This window comes from Micromonospora sp. HB375, assembly GCF_017872985.1.
Taxonomy (GTDB): domain Bacteria; phylum Actinomycetota; class Actinomycetes; order Mycobacteriales; family Micromonosporaceae; genus Micromonospora; species Micromonospora chalcea.
In genome coordinates this window covers 2,042,540-2,058,722 of sequence record NZ_JAGGJO010000001.1, presented here as the reverse complement: position 1 = coordinate 2,058,722, position 16,183 = coordinate 2,042,540, and the positions used below count along the sequence as shown (strand labels likewise).

Below are 16,183 nucleotides of genomic sequence, written 5' to 3'. Positions count from 1 at the left end.
ATGCTGTCCGGCTCCATCGTGCTGGCTCAGACCGGCTGACCAGGAGTCGGGCCAAGACGAGCGGTTCCACGTACGAACTGCGGGAGCACTTCGGCGCCTCTCTGTGTCAAGAGGGAGTCCCGAAGGAAGTGTTGGCGTCGTGGAGCAGGGTTCGATAGACCACGTCCGCGAGGCGGCGCTTCAAGCGGCGTAGCGTCTCGGTGGCTCTTCCCGGCATGTCGTTTGCGCTGGTAGGGCGAACGACGTCGCCGGAGGAGACTTCGATCGGGGCGACGCCGGCAAAGGACGCGAAGTGCGCTGAGGAGGCGAACCGGCTGACCGAGCCGGTGCGCGCGAGCACAATGGCGGCGACGATGTCGCCGACGCCGTAGAGGCGGGTCGGAGTGCTGCCGGCTGCGGCGACGGCAGCGGTGATGGCGTCACCGGCCGCGCTGATGCGCCGGTCCGGGCGCCGGATCTCGGCGACGAGGTCGACCGCGATCTGGCGCTGCGTGCGGGCCAGCATCTCGCGGGGACGCACGCACGGTTCGCAGCAGGGCCGCGGCGCTGTCAGCCGTGAGGTTGGCTGCGCCACCGGCGGGCAGCAACTGAGCGAGCAAGACGTGCAGCCGGTTAACGGTCTGAGTGCGGGTGCGCACCAGGTCCTCCCGGTGCTCGGTCAACGCCCACAGCGCCGCTGTGGTCTGGTCTGTCTCGACGCTACGCAGGCCTTGCGCGGTCAGCGCGGCGACCGCAACGGAGACGGCGTCCGCCCCGGTCGGTCTTACGGTTGTGGCCGGTGGACAACAGGCGCACCCGGGCAGCGAGTTTGGCCGGCACATCGACCGCCTGGACGTCATCGGCTGCCAGCCGCGTCACCAGCGGCGCACCCAGTCCACCAGCACCCTCGATCGCCCACACAGCACGAGGAAATCGGCGGGCGAAGCTGCGTAGTTGCCGGTAGCCGTCACGATTAACCTCTACACGCACCACAGGCACCACCCGCTGGGAGCTGTCCACCGCCGCCGCGGTCCAACTCGCCTTATGCGGATCGACGCCGATAACGACCTTGCCAGCCATCCGTATCCTCTCCTCGTCCACAACCTGTGACGAGCGAGGAGGGCACACTGACTTTCAGCACCACAGGCCCTTCTCAAACCACTCCCCGCCAGCGGCGATGGCCGGGACGCAGGCCGAAGAAAAGCCAGCCCACAGGCGGCAGGTGTGCAGCGAGCGACCCCGACCACCGCCTCGAAGATCCTGGCTGCAGACCGCGATCTCCGGCCACCATGAAACAAGTCGGTGTGAATGTTGATCGCGCCTGTCACCGGTTCACAACCGACACCGCGAGCTGACGTCGCGCGTGCTCCAAGCGTCGTCGGCGGTCGCCCCGTGATGGATGGCCACGGGAATTCTGCCGACTCTTTGCTGACACAGCGAAGAGCGGTCGAGCCCCGGCCGCACTAGGAAATGCCGCTGTCCAATTCTGCGGCTGCTTTCCGTGCCCGGCGCGGCCGAATGGTGCTCGCGGCCGTAGCAGAACTCCATGGCATGGAGCTGCCACCCACACTACGCACGAACCACTCAACGTCCCGCCGCTGTTGCACGCTGAGAAACCTGTCCGCGTCCTCCTCAGTAAAGGTTTTCAGGGCATGCCTCAACCATTTCGGAAGGTAACCATTCAGACCCTCCGAGCCTTGATGGGTTCGGACTTCCGACAGAATCACAGCAGATGCCAAGCTTGCATCCCTCCGCGCATGGGCAACCCTGAGTAGAGCGAGAAGGCAGGAAGGCCTATAGTAAAGCTGGTATATGGCAGGAGATGACGCCATAGCCCGCGCAATCACGCCGCCGGCAGTCCTGCCCCCCACTGAGCTGACTGAATAGGCGGCCAAGTACAACCCGAACGACATCCCTTGAGCAAGTCTATGTGAACTCGCACCAGTCAGGGCGGCGTCGACAACCGACCTAAGTCGCCGGCGAGTCGGAGACTGGCGGCTTCGCCTCAATAGAGCGCATACGAGATCGATCAATGAGTCTTGGGGAACGTGATCCAGACTCTCCCAAGACTCCAGCTTACCCGCCAAATTCTCGTCTGCCTGCTCTATTGCCTCGGCTCCTGAAGCATCACAAAGAAGGAAGAGCTCGACGCTAGCCTCGCAGCTCAATCTTGCCCGGACCACCTTCTTCAGCAAGCTATTAACGATAAGACTCAAGGGGGTATCTACATGCTGCACGCGGAGTTGACGAAGAATAGGGGCCAGAAAAGGCCTGCTAGAGTCGAAATCCAATTCACGCAGGTTGCGGGCGACGGCATCGAGCCAACGCGGCTCGAACTCTGACTTTGCGGAGACCACAACGTTTGCCTCATACCGGGAGAGGGTAGCTAGCCAACTGGTGCCATCTGGTCCCATTACGTGAGTATCACGTAGAACGCTCCCGGATAGCTTCTCGGACAAGATAACTTCGTAGGCGGCGAGCAGTGCCATCGGAAGCGGGCCCTGTCTACGCAGCCGGGCGTCGAGTACACGCATACGGGTGATTTCAAGCCAAGCGCCCCCCGGGGTGGTACCACTTTTCGCAGCCCTCGCGGAAGTCACCAAACTCAGATCCGCGCCCAGCTTCAGCTGATCCGTCCTCAGAGCGGAGATCTGTCTCGCGGATAGCCCATGTGCATCGGCGACCGCAAGAGCCGCTACTACATGGCTGACATCGTCGGCTAGCGCGAAAGACAGATTCGCCATCGCTTCAAGCTTCGATCTACTCGACGGTGATCCAAGACGCTCCCTAGCCGCGACGATAACGCGGTCAGACTGAGCCGTGCAGGCGATAATCGCAGCCACCCCGAGAAGCTCATCCAAAGAGAACCAAGATCGCCAGATATTAACCAAACTTATCCATGAGGTTTCATCGCTGGCAGGATCCGAATTTGTACTCTTAATCGTAAATTCATAACCATCCTTCGATATTAGAGCACCGAGCAGAACAAGGTTTAGGCTATATACGGCGAGGTGCCCAAGGTGACTGAAAGCGCCGAACGGAGCGTCGTGAATCTCGGCAGTAAACCAGCTCGGCGGCATCCTATTAATTACCTCGAAGAGCTGCCTGTCGATGATCAATCGAAGGCATTTGATCATCTCGTCTCTGGGCAGACCGTCTGCTTCGAGGCGGTGGGGAAGCCATTCCCTCATCATCTCGAATACAACTGGCCGCGTGTGGAGGCCGGTAAAGGACAAACATCCGAACCAAAAGTCGTGAGGCCTAGCGAGTTGCTCTCGCAGCTTTATCTCTAGGATCTCGGCCGAGTTGAAGGCTGAGGTAACCTGGGCTTCCTGCAGGAGTCTGCGGAGGATGAAGTCTGCGGCAAGGAACTCTCCAAAGGTGTTGTGCAGGAACTCGAATGCCGCCTGCACGCCCTGAGATGCGTCGTCCGGGTCTCCGGATTTACTTTTGGACTCGTGAATGAAGAAGAAGCTGCCCAGCAGAAGATCCGCTTGGGAAAGAAGTGCTCCGCTCATCGAAAGCACTTCCCGCCCCTCAGCAAAGTAGCTGATATCTGCCTCTAACTCGCTACGATGAGTATGCACGGTACGCCGGTTAAACATGCCAATGGCAGCGACCCCAAGCCTGGAGAGGTCGGCTTCAACGAGCTTCTTGCGCTCGTCGGGCCGCAGAGCCTTGAACAGTAGGCCGGCTTCTCCTTTGCTTCTTTCTCGCTCAATGAACCGACAGAGAAGGCTGTAATACAGCATCGTTTGGTCGAGGTCCGAATTGCCTAGCTCATTCTCACGAGAATCGTAGATGGCAAGCATGAGGAGCAATAGTGGCTGCTCTGCCAGGTGGAGAAGCCGACTGCCATCGGGGATGCTGAAGGATTTAACTCCACTGCCTGCGAAGTAGGCCGCGTTTGTCCTATTCCAAACTGATATCCACTTCTCCCGCCTAGATCGATCGAACTCCATCAGCCTTACGATCGTGGAGCCCAGCGGGATTGAGGCTTTGTCTATCAGCGTGATTCGGCTCGTTACTATGATCCGGACAGGACGCCTCATGAGCGCTTCGCGAGTCTGGAACCTCTGCACCGATTCCAGGTAGCTCGCGAACACCTTGCCTGTCGACTGCAAAAGTTCGTCGTACCCATCGAGAATGATTAAAGGTGGACTGTCGACCAGCCTGGACGAGTATGCGCTCCAGTTGATATCGCGGCCAGTGTCTGCCCTAATTTGATTTTCTATCTGGCTCTGAATGTCGGTATCAGGATCAATGTCGCGCAACTCAATGCGCACGGTGTTGAACGCGGGCGGAAGAAGACGTGCCGCGATCAGCTCCGTAAGCAGTGATTTCCCTGAGCCAGGATGCCCTAGGACGATCAGCGGCGACTGCGTGCTGTATGGCGACGAGAAGTAGCGGACGAGAAAGCTACCCAGGTCGTCCTTTGAGGGCAAACCTGACCAGGTCTGCTCGTCCTCCAGATTGCACTTCGAGTCAAGATACCGAACCGTCTTATAAGACTGGGGAACGAAAGCATCGGCCTTCGTCGGATATGTCAGAACCGGCGCATCGTTTGCTTCAGCGTAAACATCATTGATTACTCGTGCTGACACAGCTTCTTCGTGGACGAGAGCAAGCTCTTGCGCAACTTGCTCCAGTTCAGTGTGACTCTGCGCGCGGCTGTCTGAAATTGCCCTAATGGCCTCAGCGAGCCCTCGCATGCCTAGGTCGATGCCAGACGATGTCTGTTGGACGAGAGCAACGTGGGCGATTACGTCTTCCGCAGCGCCTGCCACCATCTCCTGCGTCTTCTGATGCTCATAAAGTGTCGCCCAGCCGAAAAAGTCTTTGAAGTCAAGCATAAGGTCAAGATACTGGGCAAAATAGTACTGTACGGCAAGATTTGGGAGGTTCTCAAAAGCTTCTTTCAGCTTTTTATCCTTCTTGCGCTTACCCCAAGATTCGAGCTCCATAAGCACGCGCATAAGATTCTTCGCCATGATGCCATAGGCCTGAAGGCGGGCATCTGCCTCTGCTTGGAAGGTTGCCGCAGGATGCGGTAGTGATACGGGCGGCAGGCTTCCGTAATCTCGTACATCAACTTCATCACTGACATCTTCGATCAGCACAGGCATGGAACTCGACTCACTGGAGCGGTAAAGAATTAGTTTACGCTCGCCAGACGTCAATCCGAGCTCATTGAATGCGTTACCCAAAGAATCAGAAGCCGCACTAAAGAAGGCGGTGTAGGTTATCAACCAATGCGCCGACGCAAGCGATTGGCTACGCGACAGGAAGTCCTCTCCTGAGCCTGCCACCTTCCGCGCTAAATCAGAGACGGTTTTCACCATATCGCTCTTCATGTCGAATAACGCCAAGAGCGGAACGGCAGCCTGCCCAAGAACTGCTGGAGAGAGGATTAAACCAACAGAGAAAAGCTTATCCACGAAGTTTATAAGCGGAGTTTCGCCACTGGCGCTCTTCACAATTTCGCGAACCATTGCGAAATCCGCGCCAATGTCCTTTACCTTTGCCACTGCAGGGCCCCTCGTTAAGGCTGAACCGGTGGAGAGATTCTTCCAGTAACCTTTTGTCACCACAAGGTCACAGCTTCTGTCCGATGGCTGGCCTCAACGAGAACAAGAGCGCCGTGCCCCGTCCTCGGTTGCCATCCCGATGCTCCTGTGGAGGTCAAGGGGTGAGGGCGGTGAAGTCGGCGCGTAGGGCGGTGTAGACGTCGCGGACGATGTAGCGCTTGAGGCAGCGGAGGATCTCTTGTTTGCTGAGGCCTTCGGTGATGCGTCGTTGCTGGTAGGCGCGGGTGCGTGGGTCATAGCGCAGGCGGCAGAGGGCGATGATGTGCAGGGCGTGGTTGGCGCCGCGGTCGCCTCCTCGGTGGAGGCGATGGCGGCGCACTCGTCCGGAGCTGGCGGGGACGGGTGCGGCTCCGCAGAGGTGGGCCAGGGCGGCTTCTGATCGGAGGCGGTCGGGGTTGTCGCCGGCGGTGGTGAGTAGTTGGGCTGCGACGTCGGTGCCGACACCGAACAGAGCGCTGGTGCGGGGTGCGGCCTGGCGGACCAGGGGTGCCAGCTGCCGGTCGAGGGTGGTGATCTCCTCGGTCAGGGCAGTGACCCGTCGGGCGAGTCCGGTGAGGGCGGTAGCGGTGGCCTGTTCGGGGTCGTTGAGATGCTCCGGGTCGATGTAGTGCGGCGCAGCGGCTGACCAGGAGGGCAGCGCTGAGCTTGGTCAACTGGGCTCGCAGACTTTCGGGGGCGGCGGCGACCAGGCCGCGCATCTGGTTGAGGGCGTCGGTGCGGGCCTTGACGGCTCCTTGGCGAGCCACTCGCGGGGCATGCCTGGGTCGGTGGCTGGCGGGATAGCATCCCCCCACCTCAAAACCACCCACCCGCCGGAAGCGTTCGGCAACTCCATCTCGGAGTCGTCTGGCCCCCGCCGGAGGCGCAGCTCTGACCCCGCCCATGCCTCACCCCCACCCCTCCCATCACCTTCCCCTCCTTCGGACTCCAGCGGCCAACCGCGGTCGTTCGGCAACTCGTCCACCCCGCGGCGACCCGGTCTTCGTGTGTCTCCGGACCGCCGGGAACGAAGCGGAGGGGAACTGGCGTCGGTGAGGCGGCCGAGCCGACCCGCTGGCACGACTGCAGATGCGGCTCATGCCTTGGCAAAGGGTTCGGCTGACCGTCCGCTGACGCCGCTGCTGTACGCAAGCAGAAAGGCCACCTCCCGAAGCCGGGAAGTGGCCTTTGACCTGCGTGGGCGATACTGGGATCGAACCAGTGACCTCTTCGGTGTGAAGCAGGACGCCGCACCGACTCTGACCTGCAACAACGAGAACCTGCAAGTCATTGTGGGTGCAGTTGAGCGCCGTTCAGTGCGGTTGGCGGCTGTTCAATGCCGTTCACTGCATCCGTCTGCTCCCAGCCTGCTCCCCCAATCTCCGGGCTCCGGGCCCCGCGCATCTTGTCGGCGGTCGCGGTCCATATCGCGCAGGACGGTGCCCGGGTTGATACTGGACGCGCGGTGCCGAGTCCTCAGCTGTGGCGCGGTTGCCGCCTCGATTGCACCGGGTCCCTCAGCTCCCAGACCGCTCCCTCCGGGCAATGGCCAGCCAGGCGCACCCGCTTAAACGGCACCCCAGCTCGCGCATGCCGAATCGCACGCCGAGTGTTGTTGCTGTGCCGAGTCCCTCGTCGACCGTTTGCGCTAGAGCTGTCGCCTGCAAGTTCTGAGCACGTCGGCCAGCGGGGCCGTCCGCGACCTTGGGCTACTGTCCGCGCCCGAGCCTGGCGACCCGCCTCGTCTGGACCGATTGCTGCAGCCGTCTACGTCGGTAGCCGTCACTGTCGAGAGCCGGCCAGGGCAACCAACGGGCACTCAACGACGTACGCCCGCTTTCCAGCTCGCGAGGTCCGCAAGCAGCTCCTCGTAGCGTTCTGATGCGAGAACCGTGCCGCCGTCGCGAAGGCGGTTTACGCCAGCGCGGCGCCTCCGGACCGGGGTCCGAACCTTTGTCCCGTCGCACAGCTGCAACCACAGCCGCTCCTGCACCAGCCAATCGGGACCGCTGTGGAACCCTCGAACCTGCTCCCACACGATCGTGCGCGTCCGCCACAGCCAGCGCACCCGAACCCCCGATCGACTGACCACGAGCGCAGTACGGTGAAACCGCCATGCGAAGGTGAGCCATACCGTCGCGAATCCAGCGAATGCCAACACCGCAGCCAACCGAACCTGCTGCCAGTGAGCGGCCGCCTGAAAAGCAACAAACGCGAAGAGCAACGTACCGAGCACCGCCAGTGTGCCGGTGAAGAGCCGCATCGGATCTTCATACGGCCGGGTCCAGGACAACACGTCGTCATCATGACAGCCCAATCCAGCCGCCCGACGCCTGACCGATACCGGCGCTCGCGCCGCCAGCAGGCCAAGGTTGACCGGAATCACCATGCCATCGGGGCTTGAACCCAGCAACGTCGGTTTGAAGCCGAGGTGGACTTACCACCAAGATTCACCTCGCCTGCGACGGCCTCGGCCGGACCCTGGCGTTTGTGCTCTCTGGGGCAACGTCGACGACTGAGGTGGTTGCAGTTGACGACCCCGCCCTCCTGGGGAGCGGGGCGCTGTCCGGCCCGCCACGTCACCGGACCTCGATACCGTCGCCGGCTTCGCCCGCGGGTCCGCCGGGCTGGTCCGCCACCAGGGCACCGAGCAGCACCTCGACACCTGGATCAACCGCGCCCGCCACGCCGGATGCCCCGAATCCCGCGGCTTCGCCACCCGCCTGGATCACCGCAACACCCTCCGACAGCTCTCGGCGCCTGCTCCGCCAGCGAAACCGGATGGCGACGTGTGGCGGTGCCCGCGCATCATGACCAGGTGAACGCCCGACGAGCGATCGCTCTGATCGATGACCTTCGGTCATTCGTCGATAGCCGCCGCGCGGAGGTGGCCCGTACGAGCGCTGCCGGAGTCGAGCTTCTTACCCGCTACCGAGATGGTCGGCTGGACGAGCTGTGGCTGGACCACGACCTGGGCGGCGACGACACCATCTGGCCAGTGGTAGAGGTCCTGGAACAGGCCGCCTTCGACGACCGCCCCTTCAACATCGGTGTGGTCGTCGTCCATTCCGCCAACCCGGGCGGTGCCGCGAGAATCGCGCTTGTCCTGAGGCGCTGGGGTTACCGGGTCCACGTCGCGTCGGGTTGCTCAGACGTCGGCTACGACAAAGGTCCTCCCGCGAGCTGATCGATCCGGCCACGCCGTCACGTACAGTCGTTCTTCGCCTGTGGCGGATCCGGAACACTTATCGAGCCTTGGATCTCAGCTACCGACACATCCAACCTGCGTGCCGGGTGACGCGGGCAGCACCGCGGTCGACGCACAGTTCGCTGGTCTCGTGATCGATCCAGTAGCTCTGCCCGGTGCCGATGAACGTGGGCTGCCGCAGGTAGAACCAGCAACCCACCACGTTAACGAGGATCAGCCGGCCGGCGTCCACGGCCGCCCCGGCGGCAAACCCACCTGGGGTCCACCCGCTCACGCCGCCCTGCAACGCCTCACCGCCACAATCCACTGACTCCGCGATCGCCTCGGGGTCGAACAGACGGCATGATCAACCACCCTCACATCGGCGGGGCGCGCACGCCCGACTCAGCGCACGTGCACGACGAGGGCTCGACTTGCGGCCAGAAGAGCGCGCCATGCCTGGCCCGGGTCCCCGACGGCATCAGCCGGACCACAATCATGCACACTGGTCACCAGAACAGCCCTTGGCTATTGGTGTTCTTCCCTAGACAAGAAGATCATCGACCAAGGGCTGTTCCGTGATCGTTCGGGGTACCCGCGGGACCTCAGGGGGTTAAAGATCAAGTTAGCGCTTCTCGAAGTAGCAGCCGACGCCGATCGAAACAACCGTACCCTTACCATCCAAGACAGCCGCCGCCTGCTGAGCATTTAGATCGTAGTTGTCAACCACCACCCTTTGAGACAACCGCGATACTACCGCAAAGCATTTGCCCCCGCCTACTCCAGAGAAGCCCACGTGTCCAATTTCCTGAAATAGCGAGCTTCCTTTATCTTCAATCAAGGGCGGTTCGATGCGAGCGTCGCGCGGGAGCACGATAGCAGCTTTTATATCCGCCTGAGAAGGGCCATAATAATAGTCCGTTTGAGATGGACGATCACTGGTCCCTTCGCAGCACATTGAAGACGTCTTGGCAAAGCCCTGCACGTAAACCTGAAGTGCAGACTCCTTGGTAGCTTTCTCGGCAGCGGAGGGTAGCAGCCAGGCCCGACCGAGGAAGACCGCCACGGAGGCAACCACCAGGAAAGCCAAGAGGGCAACAAGCACCCATCGCCCACGATTCATCGACATATGAAGTACCCCGACTTGCAGAACAAATTGTCAGCTCGCGCAAAGTTTTCATTATACCTGCCGATATAATCGGTGTCCATAGTCGACCCGCTCGCGGCGCTTTTCATGTTCACCGAACCGGCATTGTAGCCATAGGCCGCCATCTGGTCTTGACGGAAATTTCCACTAGCGTTCGCACTCCCCCCCTCCGGTAAAGTCTTCATGAGATCGCCAAGCAGCAAGGCCGTCGCGAGAAACGCAAGGTCGTCGTCGCCTTTCAGGTCAGACCATTCCGATCCACTCAACTCAGAGTGACGGCCGGCGAGTTCATTGAAGGTCGGCTCCTTCATCTGACCAATACCAATCGACGGCCCCATGCCATTCTTCCACTTGCCAGTGGCCTTCCACCAAATCGACTTCAAGAAGTCGCCCTCCATGCGCCACCCGGCACCATACTTGTACCACAAGCGACTCTCGGTCAGGATGATCGCCAGCAGAACTCGAGGATCGATTTTCGCCCGCCAGGCAGCCGCAATGATTGAATCCGAAAACATACCAATTCCCGCCAGGTCGTCCGTCCACTGACCTGTCTCTGAATTGCTACAAGGCACATTTGGATTGCGATCATCACACCCTTCCGGAAATGACTTAACTCGAGTTACGGGCCTGGATATTCTTTTGGAACCGGAGCACATCGGCCAACAAGCTTTGCGATCCTTTGCCTTTCTCGCACGATTACCCTTCTCGTCACCCATCCGGTAGTCAGGACAACTCGCCACTGTAAGGCAGTCCGGGTCGATGAGGCCCGAGGGGTCGCTTGAGGTTGCCGGGTTGTGGTGGGCGTAGGCATACCCATTCCACTGCTGCGGGTCTCTCGGGTTCAAGACCGGATCAACGCTGATAAAGCGGCCAATACTAGTGTCATATTCGCGTGCGCCGAGGTGCGTGAGGCCGGTGTTGTCTTTGGTTCCGCCGACGAAGCCTTTGTCCATGGTGGTAGGCCAGGTGCCGGTGGTGGTGCCGCGTTCGGTGCCGAAGGGGTGGCTGCGGCGCCGGCTGGCGGTGAGGTCGGTGCTGGTGATGGTGGTTTCGGCGGTGCCGTGGTGGTCGCTGGCGATCCAGTGGAGGGTGCCGGTGGAGGTGCGGGTGGCAATGGTGCCGCCGGGGCCGGTGTAGTAGCGGGTTGCGGTGGCGGCACCAGAAGTTGGTTTGCGGACCTCGGTCCCGCCGGGGAGGTAGAGGGTGGCGCCGGTGGGGTCTTTGCGGATGAGGCGATTGCCGTCGGCGTCGTAGAGGTAGCTGGTGGTGCCGGTGGTGTCTTGGGTGGTGGCGAGGTGGTTTTCCGGGTCCCAGGTGAGGGTTTGGGTCCCGGTGGGACCGGGTCGGGTTTTGGTGTTGCCGGTTTCGTCGTAGGTATAGGTGGCGGTGGTGGTGTTGGCGCCGCTGTTGGTGATGGTGGTGACGGCGTGGGGATGCGTGCCGGGCGCGCCGCCTTGTGCGGGGTAAGTGTAGGTGCGGGTGAGTGGGGTGGCGGTGTGTTGGGTTTCGGTGGCGCGGTTGTCGGTGCCGGGTTGGTAGGTGTAGCTGTGCCAGTAGGGCGCGGGTCCGCCGAGGTTGGCGGTGGTGCGTGAGGCGGGGGCGCAGTCGGCGTTGGTGGGGGTCCATGCCTCGGTGAGGCGGCGGAGGTAGTCGTAGGTGTAGCACTGGGTGTCGGTGCTACCGCCGGCGGGTGTGTCGTTGATTTTGGTGAGGTTGCCGGCGTTGTCGTAGGTGTAGCCGAGGTTGAAGATTTCTGGTTTGAGGGTGGGGATGGCGGAGGTGTTGGTGACGCGGCCGGTGTTCTCGTCGATGGTGCTGGTGATCTGGACCTGTTTGCCGACCTGGCCGAGGGTCTGCTGGGTGATCTGTCCGAGCTTGTTGTAGGTGATGGCGGTGTAGATCTGCGCTGCGGAGACGAGGCCGGTGATTTGGCCGATGTCGTTGTAGCCGTGAGCCACCTTTTCCTTGGCCAGGCCGGCGGCGGCGGGGTGTTCGACGTTGGTTACCTGGCCGTTGGGCCGGTACGCGGTGGCGTACTGGTAGCTGCAGGGGGTGAGGGTTCCGGAGGCGCAGAGGCCGCCTTCACTCGGAGGGATGGTGACCTGGGTGGTGAGGGGGCGGCCGGCGGGGTCGAGGGTGAGGGTTTCGTTGGTGTAGGCGTTGGTGCTGCCGGCGGGTTCGTAGCGGGTGGAGCTGGTGAGCTTGCCGATGCCGTAGGTCAGGGTGTCGTAGACCCACTTGGCTCGAATCGGGCCGGTAATGGAGCCGTCGCGGATGGTGGTCTTCCGGCCGAGGTCGTCGTAGGTGTAGGCGAGGATCGTCTGGCGGTGATCCTTGGTGGTGGTGAGCTGTCCGGCGGCGTCGTAGGTGTAGGTGGTGGTGCCGCGGTCGGGGTCGTCGTCGCGGATCTTGCGGCCGCGTTGGTCGTAGGTGTATCGCCAGGTGTTCGTCGCCGGGTCGATGAGTGAGGCGAGTTCGTCGCGGTCGGTGTAGGTGTAGCGGGCCTGCTCGAAGGTGGCGGCGGTGTCGCTGCCGACGTCGGCCGGGTTCTTGTACTGGCGCAGCGCGGTGGTGCGGCCGCGGGCGTCGGTGATCGTGGTGGTGGCGACTCCGCCGAGCGGTGGGGTGACGCTGGTCTTCTCGCCCTGATAGCGGGTAGTCGTGCGCCACTTTTCGTTGGTGGTCTCGTTGACGCCGACCTTGAAGATGGCATCGGTGAGGCGTCCGGCGCCGTCGTAGACGTTTTGGGTCAGGGCGGGCACGGCGGGGGTGCCGGCGCCGCCGTAGACGGTGGTGTCGGGGGCGGTGTTGGTTTTGTCGTAGTAGGGGGCGGTGAACCAGTCGAGCAGGCCGCGGGAGTCGTAGACGGTGTCGGTGAGTGTCCGTCCGCCGCCGGGTGCCTGAGTCTGCACTTGGCGGGCGCGCAGCAGGCCGTCGTAGAGGGTGATCGAGGTGGCGTAGTTGCTGGTGCCGAGCGGATTGTGGGTCTTGGTGGTGACGGCGGTGGCGGCGGTGTTGCGCAGCAGGTAGGTGTACTCGGTGCTCGGCGCGTTGGGATAGGTGGCCTTGTCGCGTCCGGGTAGCCACACCTTGGTGAGGTGGCCGAGTCCGTCGTAGGCGAGGTCGGTGCGGATGCCGTTCGCATCGACGATGGCGGTGGGCAGGTTCCACGCCGGGGCGTAGCTGGTGGTGGTGGTCTGATCGAGGGCGTTCTTGACCGAGACGCTGGTCACCGGGCCGGTGGCGGGGGTGTAGGTCGTAGCGGTCTTGCGGTCGAGAGCGTCGTAGCTGTCTTTTACCCGGCCGTAGGAGTCGTAGGTCCAGCGGCCGGTAGTGATCCAGGTGGGCGTGGTGCCGCTCCACCGGTCGATGGCCTCGGTTTTGGCGACGTTGCCGTAGACGGGGAGATCGGTGTCCCAGTTGTTGGCGGCGTTGTCGTAGGTGGTGCGGGTCGACGACAGCATGTCGGCGGGCAGCGTGGGGGTGGCGGCGCAGTCGACGCCGACGGCTTCGGTGCGCTTGGGTAGGCCGAGTAGCCAGGTGGATGGGTTGCGGGCGTACCAGGTGCGGGTGCAGCGGTCGTCCGCGGTGGTGGATTCGTCGCCGAGGTCGTCGACCTGGGTGGGCAGGTTGTCGCTGTTGTAGCTGGTGACGGTCTTGGTCCAGCGGGTGGCGCCGGTGGACAGCTTGAGCCGGCTGCGGGTGGTGCCGGTGTTGGTCATCCAGGCTTTGAGGTTGCCGGAGCTGGCGGTGGGGCCTTGCTTGACCGGGGTGGTGATGGTGCCGGAGATCCAGCTGCCGCCCACGCCGAGAAGGGTCGTTTCCTCGCGGATCATGCCGGCGTAGGCGTCGTGGTCCTCAACCGTGCCGTTCTGGGAGTCGGTGATCCACACATCGCGGGTGCCGGTGGGCTGTTTGTCGTCGTCCATGCCCCGGAAGTAGAGGTACTCGGTGGCGGACTGGACGCCGGATTCCAGGCCGGTGCGCACGCGGATCTTTCCCCAGCCGCGGAACTCGCTCCAGGTGCGCTTCTTCTCGTCGGTGAGCTCGGAGTTGTCGTAGTGCCAGGCGGGGGTGTCGAGGTAGTCGTAATTAATCTGTTCGTGGGTGAAGCCGCCGGTGTTGTCGTAGACGTCGATGCGGTCGACGCGGTACTTGTGGAACCAGTCCAGGGTGGGCTCTTCGCCCTTGGGCCCGTAGTACTGCGGGAAGCAGCGCTTGGTGTTGCTCGCCACGGCCGGCGTGTTGCCCCGCGTGCACTCGGGTTTTGAGTAGGTGATTCCGTACTGCGCGCCGGATTCGGTGGTCACGGTGTTGATGCGGTAACGGAACAGGTTGGAGCGTCCGTCGGCCGGCCCGTCCACGCGGTTGGCGAGGGGGTCGGCGCCGGGGTCGAAGACGATCTCGGGGACGGTGGCTTCGGCGCCGCCGGCGGTGGTGACCTTGCCGGTGCGGGTGATGCCCTTCAGCCACATCGGTGACGCGCCCACGTCACCGGACTGCAGGTAGGTGTGGCGCAGGGAGATCTCGTCGACGGTGCTGTAGGTGGCGCCGGTGCCGGACTGCACCTGTGTGGTGATCATGTTGAGTCGCTGGTTGGTCCAGAACGTCGGCGACAGTTGCTCGGTGCACGGCGCGGCGGTGCAGTACTGGTCCCAGGGGGTGTCGGGCCAGGACGCCTGGATGGCGGTGCTGCCCGACCAGCAGGAGCTGACACAGCGGTCGTCGTGGTCGAAGAGCACACGGGCGGCGGCGTAGGTGGTGACGGGTGCGTCGGTGCGGTTGCCGTATTCGACCTTGGTGAGGTAGCCGCCGCGGTCGTAGGTGGTGCGCTTGTTCTTGTCGCCTTCGCGGCCGTAGGCGCCGGGCTCCTTGCCGTAGAAATAGGTGATCGTGTTGCCGTGGGTGTCCACGACGTAGTCGAGGTTCCACCGCCAGGCTTCGGTGGCGCGGGATGCGGCGAATCCGCTGGTGTTGTAGCCGGGCTCGTCGGGGTGGTTGCCGTAGACGGGCACGGTCCAGGTGGAGTTCGTGGTCGTGGCGCCGGAGCTGCCACCGCCGCCGTGGTTGCGGCCGAAGTAGTACTGGGTGCCATCAGGTGTGGTCATCTTCCAGTACTCGTTGTTGTTGTCGTCGTTGCTGGTGTCGGTGGCCAGCTCGATCTTCGACCCGTCGTCGGTGACGCCCTTCCAAGTGTTGCCGCTGGACTTCACCAGTTCGGTGGCCTGGCCGTTGAGCGAGACGGTGGCATTGCCCTCCGGCTTGTACCAGCACAGGTCACCGCCGGACACGCTGCCGTTGTTGGCGTTCTTACCGCGGATCGGATCCTTGTCGTCGGCGCAGGCCTTGAACTTGCGTTCGATGTAGCCGGGCCACATGCTCCACCCGTCACCGATCCATGAACCCTGCGTGTTCGTGCCGCCGGTGAGTCCGTCCACCGCCGCCGACGAGTAGGACATGCTCAGGGCCGGCGCCAGGCCGCCGGGCACCGGCGGGACACTGACCGGGTACGACCAGGAGAACGCCCCGGTCTGCTCGGAGACCTGCCACGTGCTCGCCGCTGACAACGACGTCGCGGAGTAGTCACCGTTGTCGCCCGAGGCACCGGCTGCCAGCGCCACCCGCGCTGATGGTGACAGCGTGACGGTGGCGCTGACCGTCTTGGCGGCGGCGTCGTTGGTGCTGGGCAGCGGCGTACCGTCGGGCAGGGACACCAGCCGCAGCCGCGACGCCCAGTCACCGCCGCGATCGGCGGCGACATCACGGTAGGACACCGTCAGATCGACAGCGCCGCCGTCTCGGCGGCCGTCGGCGCGTCGCACGTCGAGCACGAGCCCCGACACCCCGGCGCTACGGGCGGCGGCCTTGTCCGCCAGGCTGACCGTCACTTGGCCGACCGCTTCCTCACCAGCGGCGGAGGCCCGTGCGCGTCCCGCGTGCGGGCTGACCCAGACCGGCAGCGCGCCGGCGCGCTGCCGGACTCCGGTGGTGAGGTCGACGGTCGCCGTGCCCGCCTGCGGCCAGCGAGCCGCCGTGCCCGCGGCGCGGACCTCACGCGCTCCGGCGGTCCAGGAGGGCCGCACCGTGTGCTTGAGCGGCTTGACCGCCACTCCCGTGACGTCCTTCGGCTTGGGAGGCTTCCACGGCGCCGCGCCTGCCGCATCAGCCGGGACCTGGGCGGTGGTCACCGCCATGATGATGGCCATCATCGCGGCGATCGGGGTGCGCGCCTGCGACAGCCGGCGTCGGGAGGCCGCTCGGAGAGCGGATGGGGAGGAGGTCACGGACGGTCCTTCCTGCGAT

The 16,183-nt window shown here is 63.3% G+C and carries 10 protein-coding genes; 1 reads left to right on the top strand and 9 read right to left on the bottom strand.

Features of this window, described 5'->3' with window-relative positions:
* Positions 1–106: 106 nt before the first annotated feature.
* The 7 genes from J3R08_RS09650 to J3R08_RS09620 form a co-directional block, all read right to left on the bottom strand.
* Positions 107–520, bottom strand: a complete 414-nt coding sequence (locus tag J3R08_RS09650; protein WP_209960821.1) for a transposase — start codon at positions 518–520, stop codon at positions 107–109.
* Positions 420–707 carry a hypothetical protein gene (locus J3R08_RS32840; protein ID WP_374102404.1) on the bottom strand — a complete coding sequence of 96 codons (288 nt, stop codon included), beginning with the start codon at positions 705–707 and terminating at the stop codon, positions 420–422. Before J3R08_RS32840 ends, J3R08_RS09650 begins: the two co-directional genes overlap by 101 nt.
* Positions 700–1,059, bottom strand: a complete 360-nt coding sequence (locus J3R08_RS31985) for a transposase (RefSeq protein ID WP_245254709.1) — start codon at positions 1,057–1,059, stop codon at positions 700–702. The genes J3R08_RS32840 and J3R08_RS31985 overlap by 8 nt, the downstream gene beginning before the upstream one ends.
* Positions 1,060–1,442: 383 nt before the next feature.
* A complete protein-coding gene (locus J3R08_RS09640) occupies positions 1,443–5,507 on the bottom strand; it encodes an NACHT domain-containing NTPase (RefSeq protein WP_209960817.1) in 4,065 nt (1,354 codons plus the stop codon).
* Positions 5,508–5,661: 154 nt separating this feature from the next.
* Positions 5,662–6,018: an IS110 family transposase gene (locus J3R08_RS09635; protein WP_374102403.1), complete on the bottom strand. Its 357-nt coding sequence runs from the start codon at positions 6,016–6,018 to the stop codon at positions 5,662–5,664.
* Positions 6,019–7,365: 1,347 nt separating this feature from the next.
* Positions 7,366–7,935, bottom strand: coding sequence for a hypothetical protein (locus J3R08_RS09630; RefSeq protein ID WP_245254708.1), 570 nt, complete (start codon positions 7,933–7,935; stop codon positions 7,366–7,368).
* Between the two features lie 190 nt (positions 7,936–8,125).
* Positions 8,126–8,278, bottom strand: coding sequence for a hypothetical protein (locus J3R08_RS09620; protein WP_209960815.1), 153 nt, complete (start codon positions 8,276–8,278; stop codon positions 8,126–8,128).
* Positions 8,279–8,364: 86 nt separating this feature from the next.
* On the opposite strand from J3R08_RS09620, the gene J3R08_RS09615 reads away from it, so the two are divergent.
* Positions 8,365–8,733 (top strand): cyclic-phosphate processing receiver domain-containing protein, encoded by a 369-nt coding sequence (locus J3R08_RS09615; protein WP_209960812.1) that lies wholly within the window; start codon positions 8,365–8,367, stop codon positions 8,731–8,733.
* 625 nt (positions 8,734–9,358) lie between these two features.
* Here J3R08_RS09615 and J3R08_RS09610 read toward each other — a convergent pair.
* Positions 9,359–9,799, bottom strand: coding sequence for a hypothetical protein (locus tag J3R08_RS09610; RefSeq protein ID WP_209960810.1), 441 nt, complete (start codon positions 9,797–9,799; stop codon positions 9,359–9,361).
* Positions 9,800–9,852: 53 nt separating this feature from the next.
* Positions 9,853–16,164, bottom strand: a complete 6,312-nt coding sequence (locus tag J3R08_RS32390) for an RHS repeat-associated core domain-containing protein (RefSeq protein ID WP_209960809.1) — start codon at positions 16,162–16,164, stop codon at positions 9,853–9,855.
* Between the last annotated feature and the right edge of the window lie 19 nt (positions 16,165–16,183).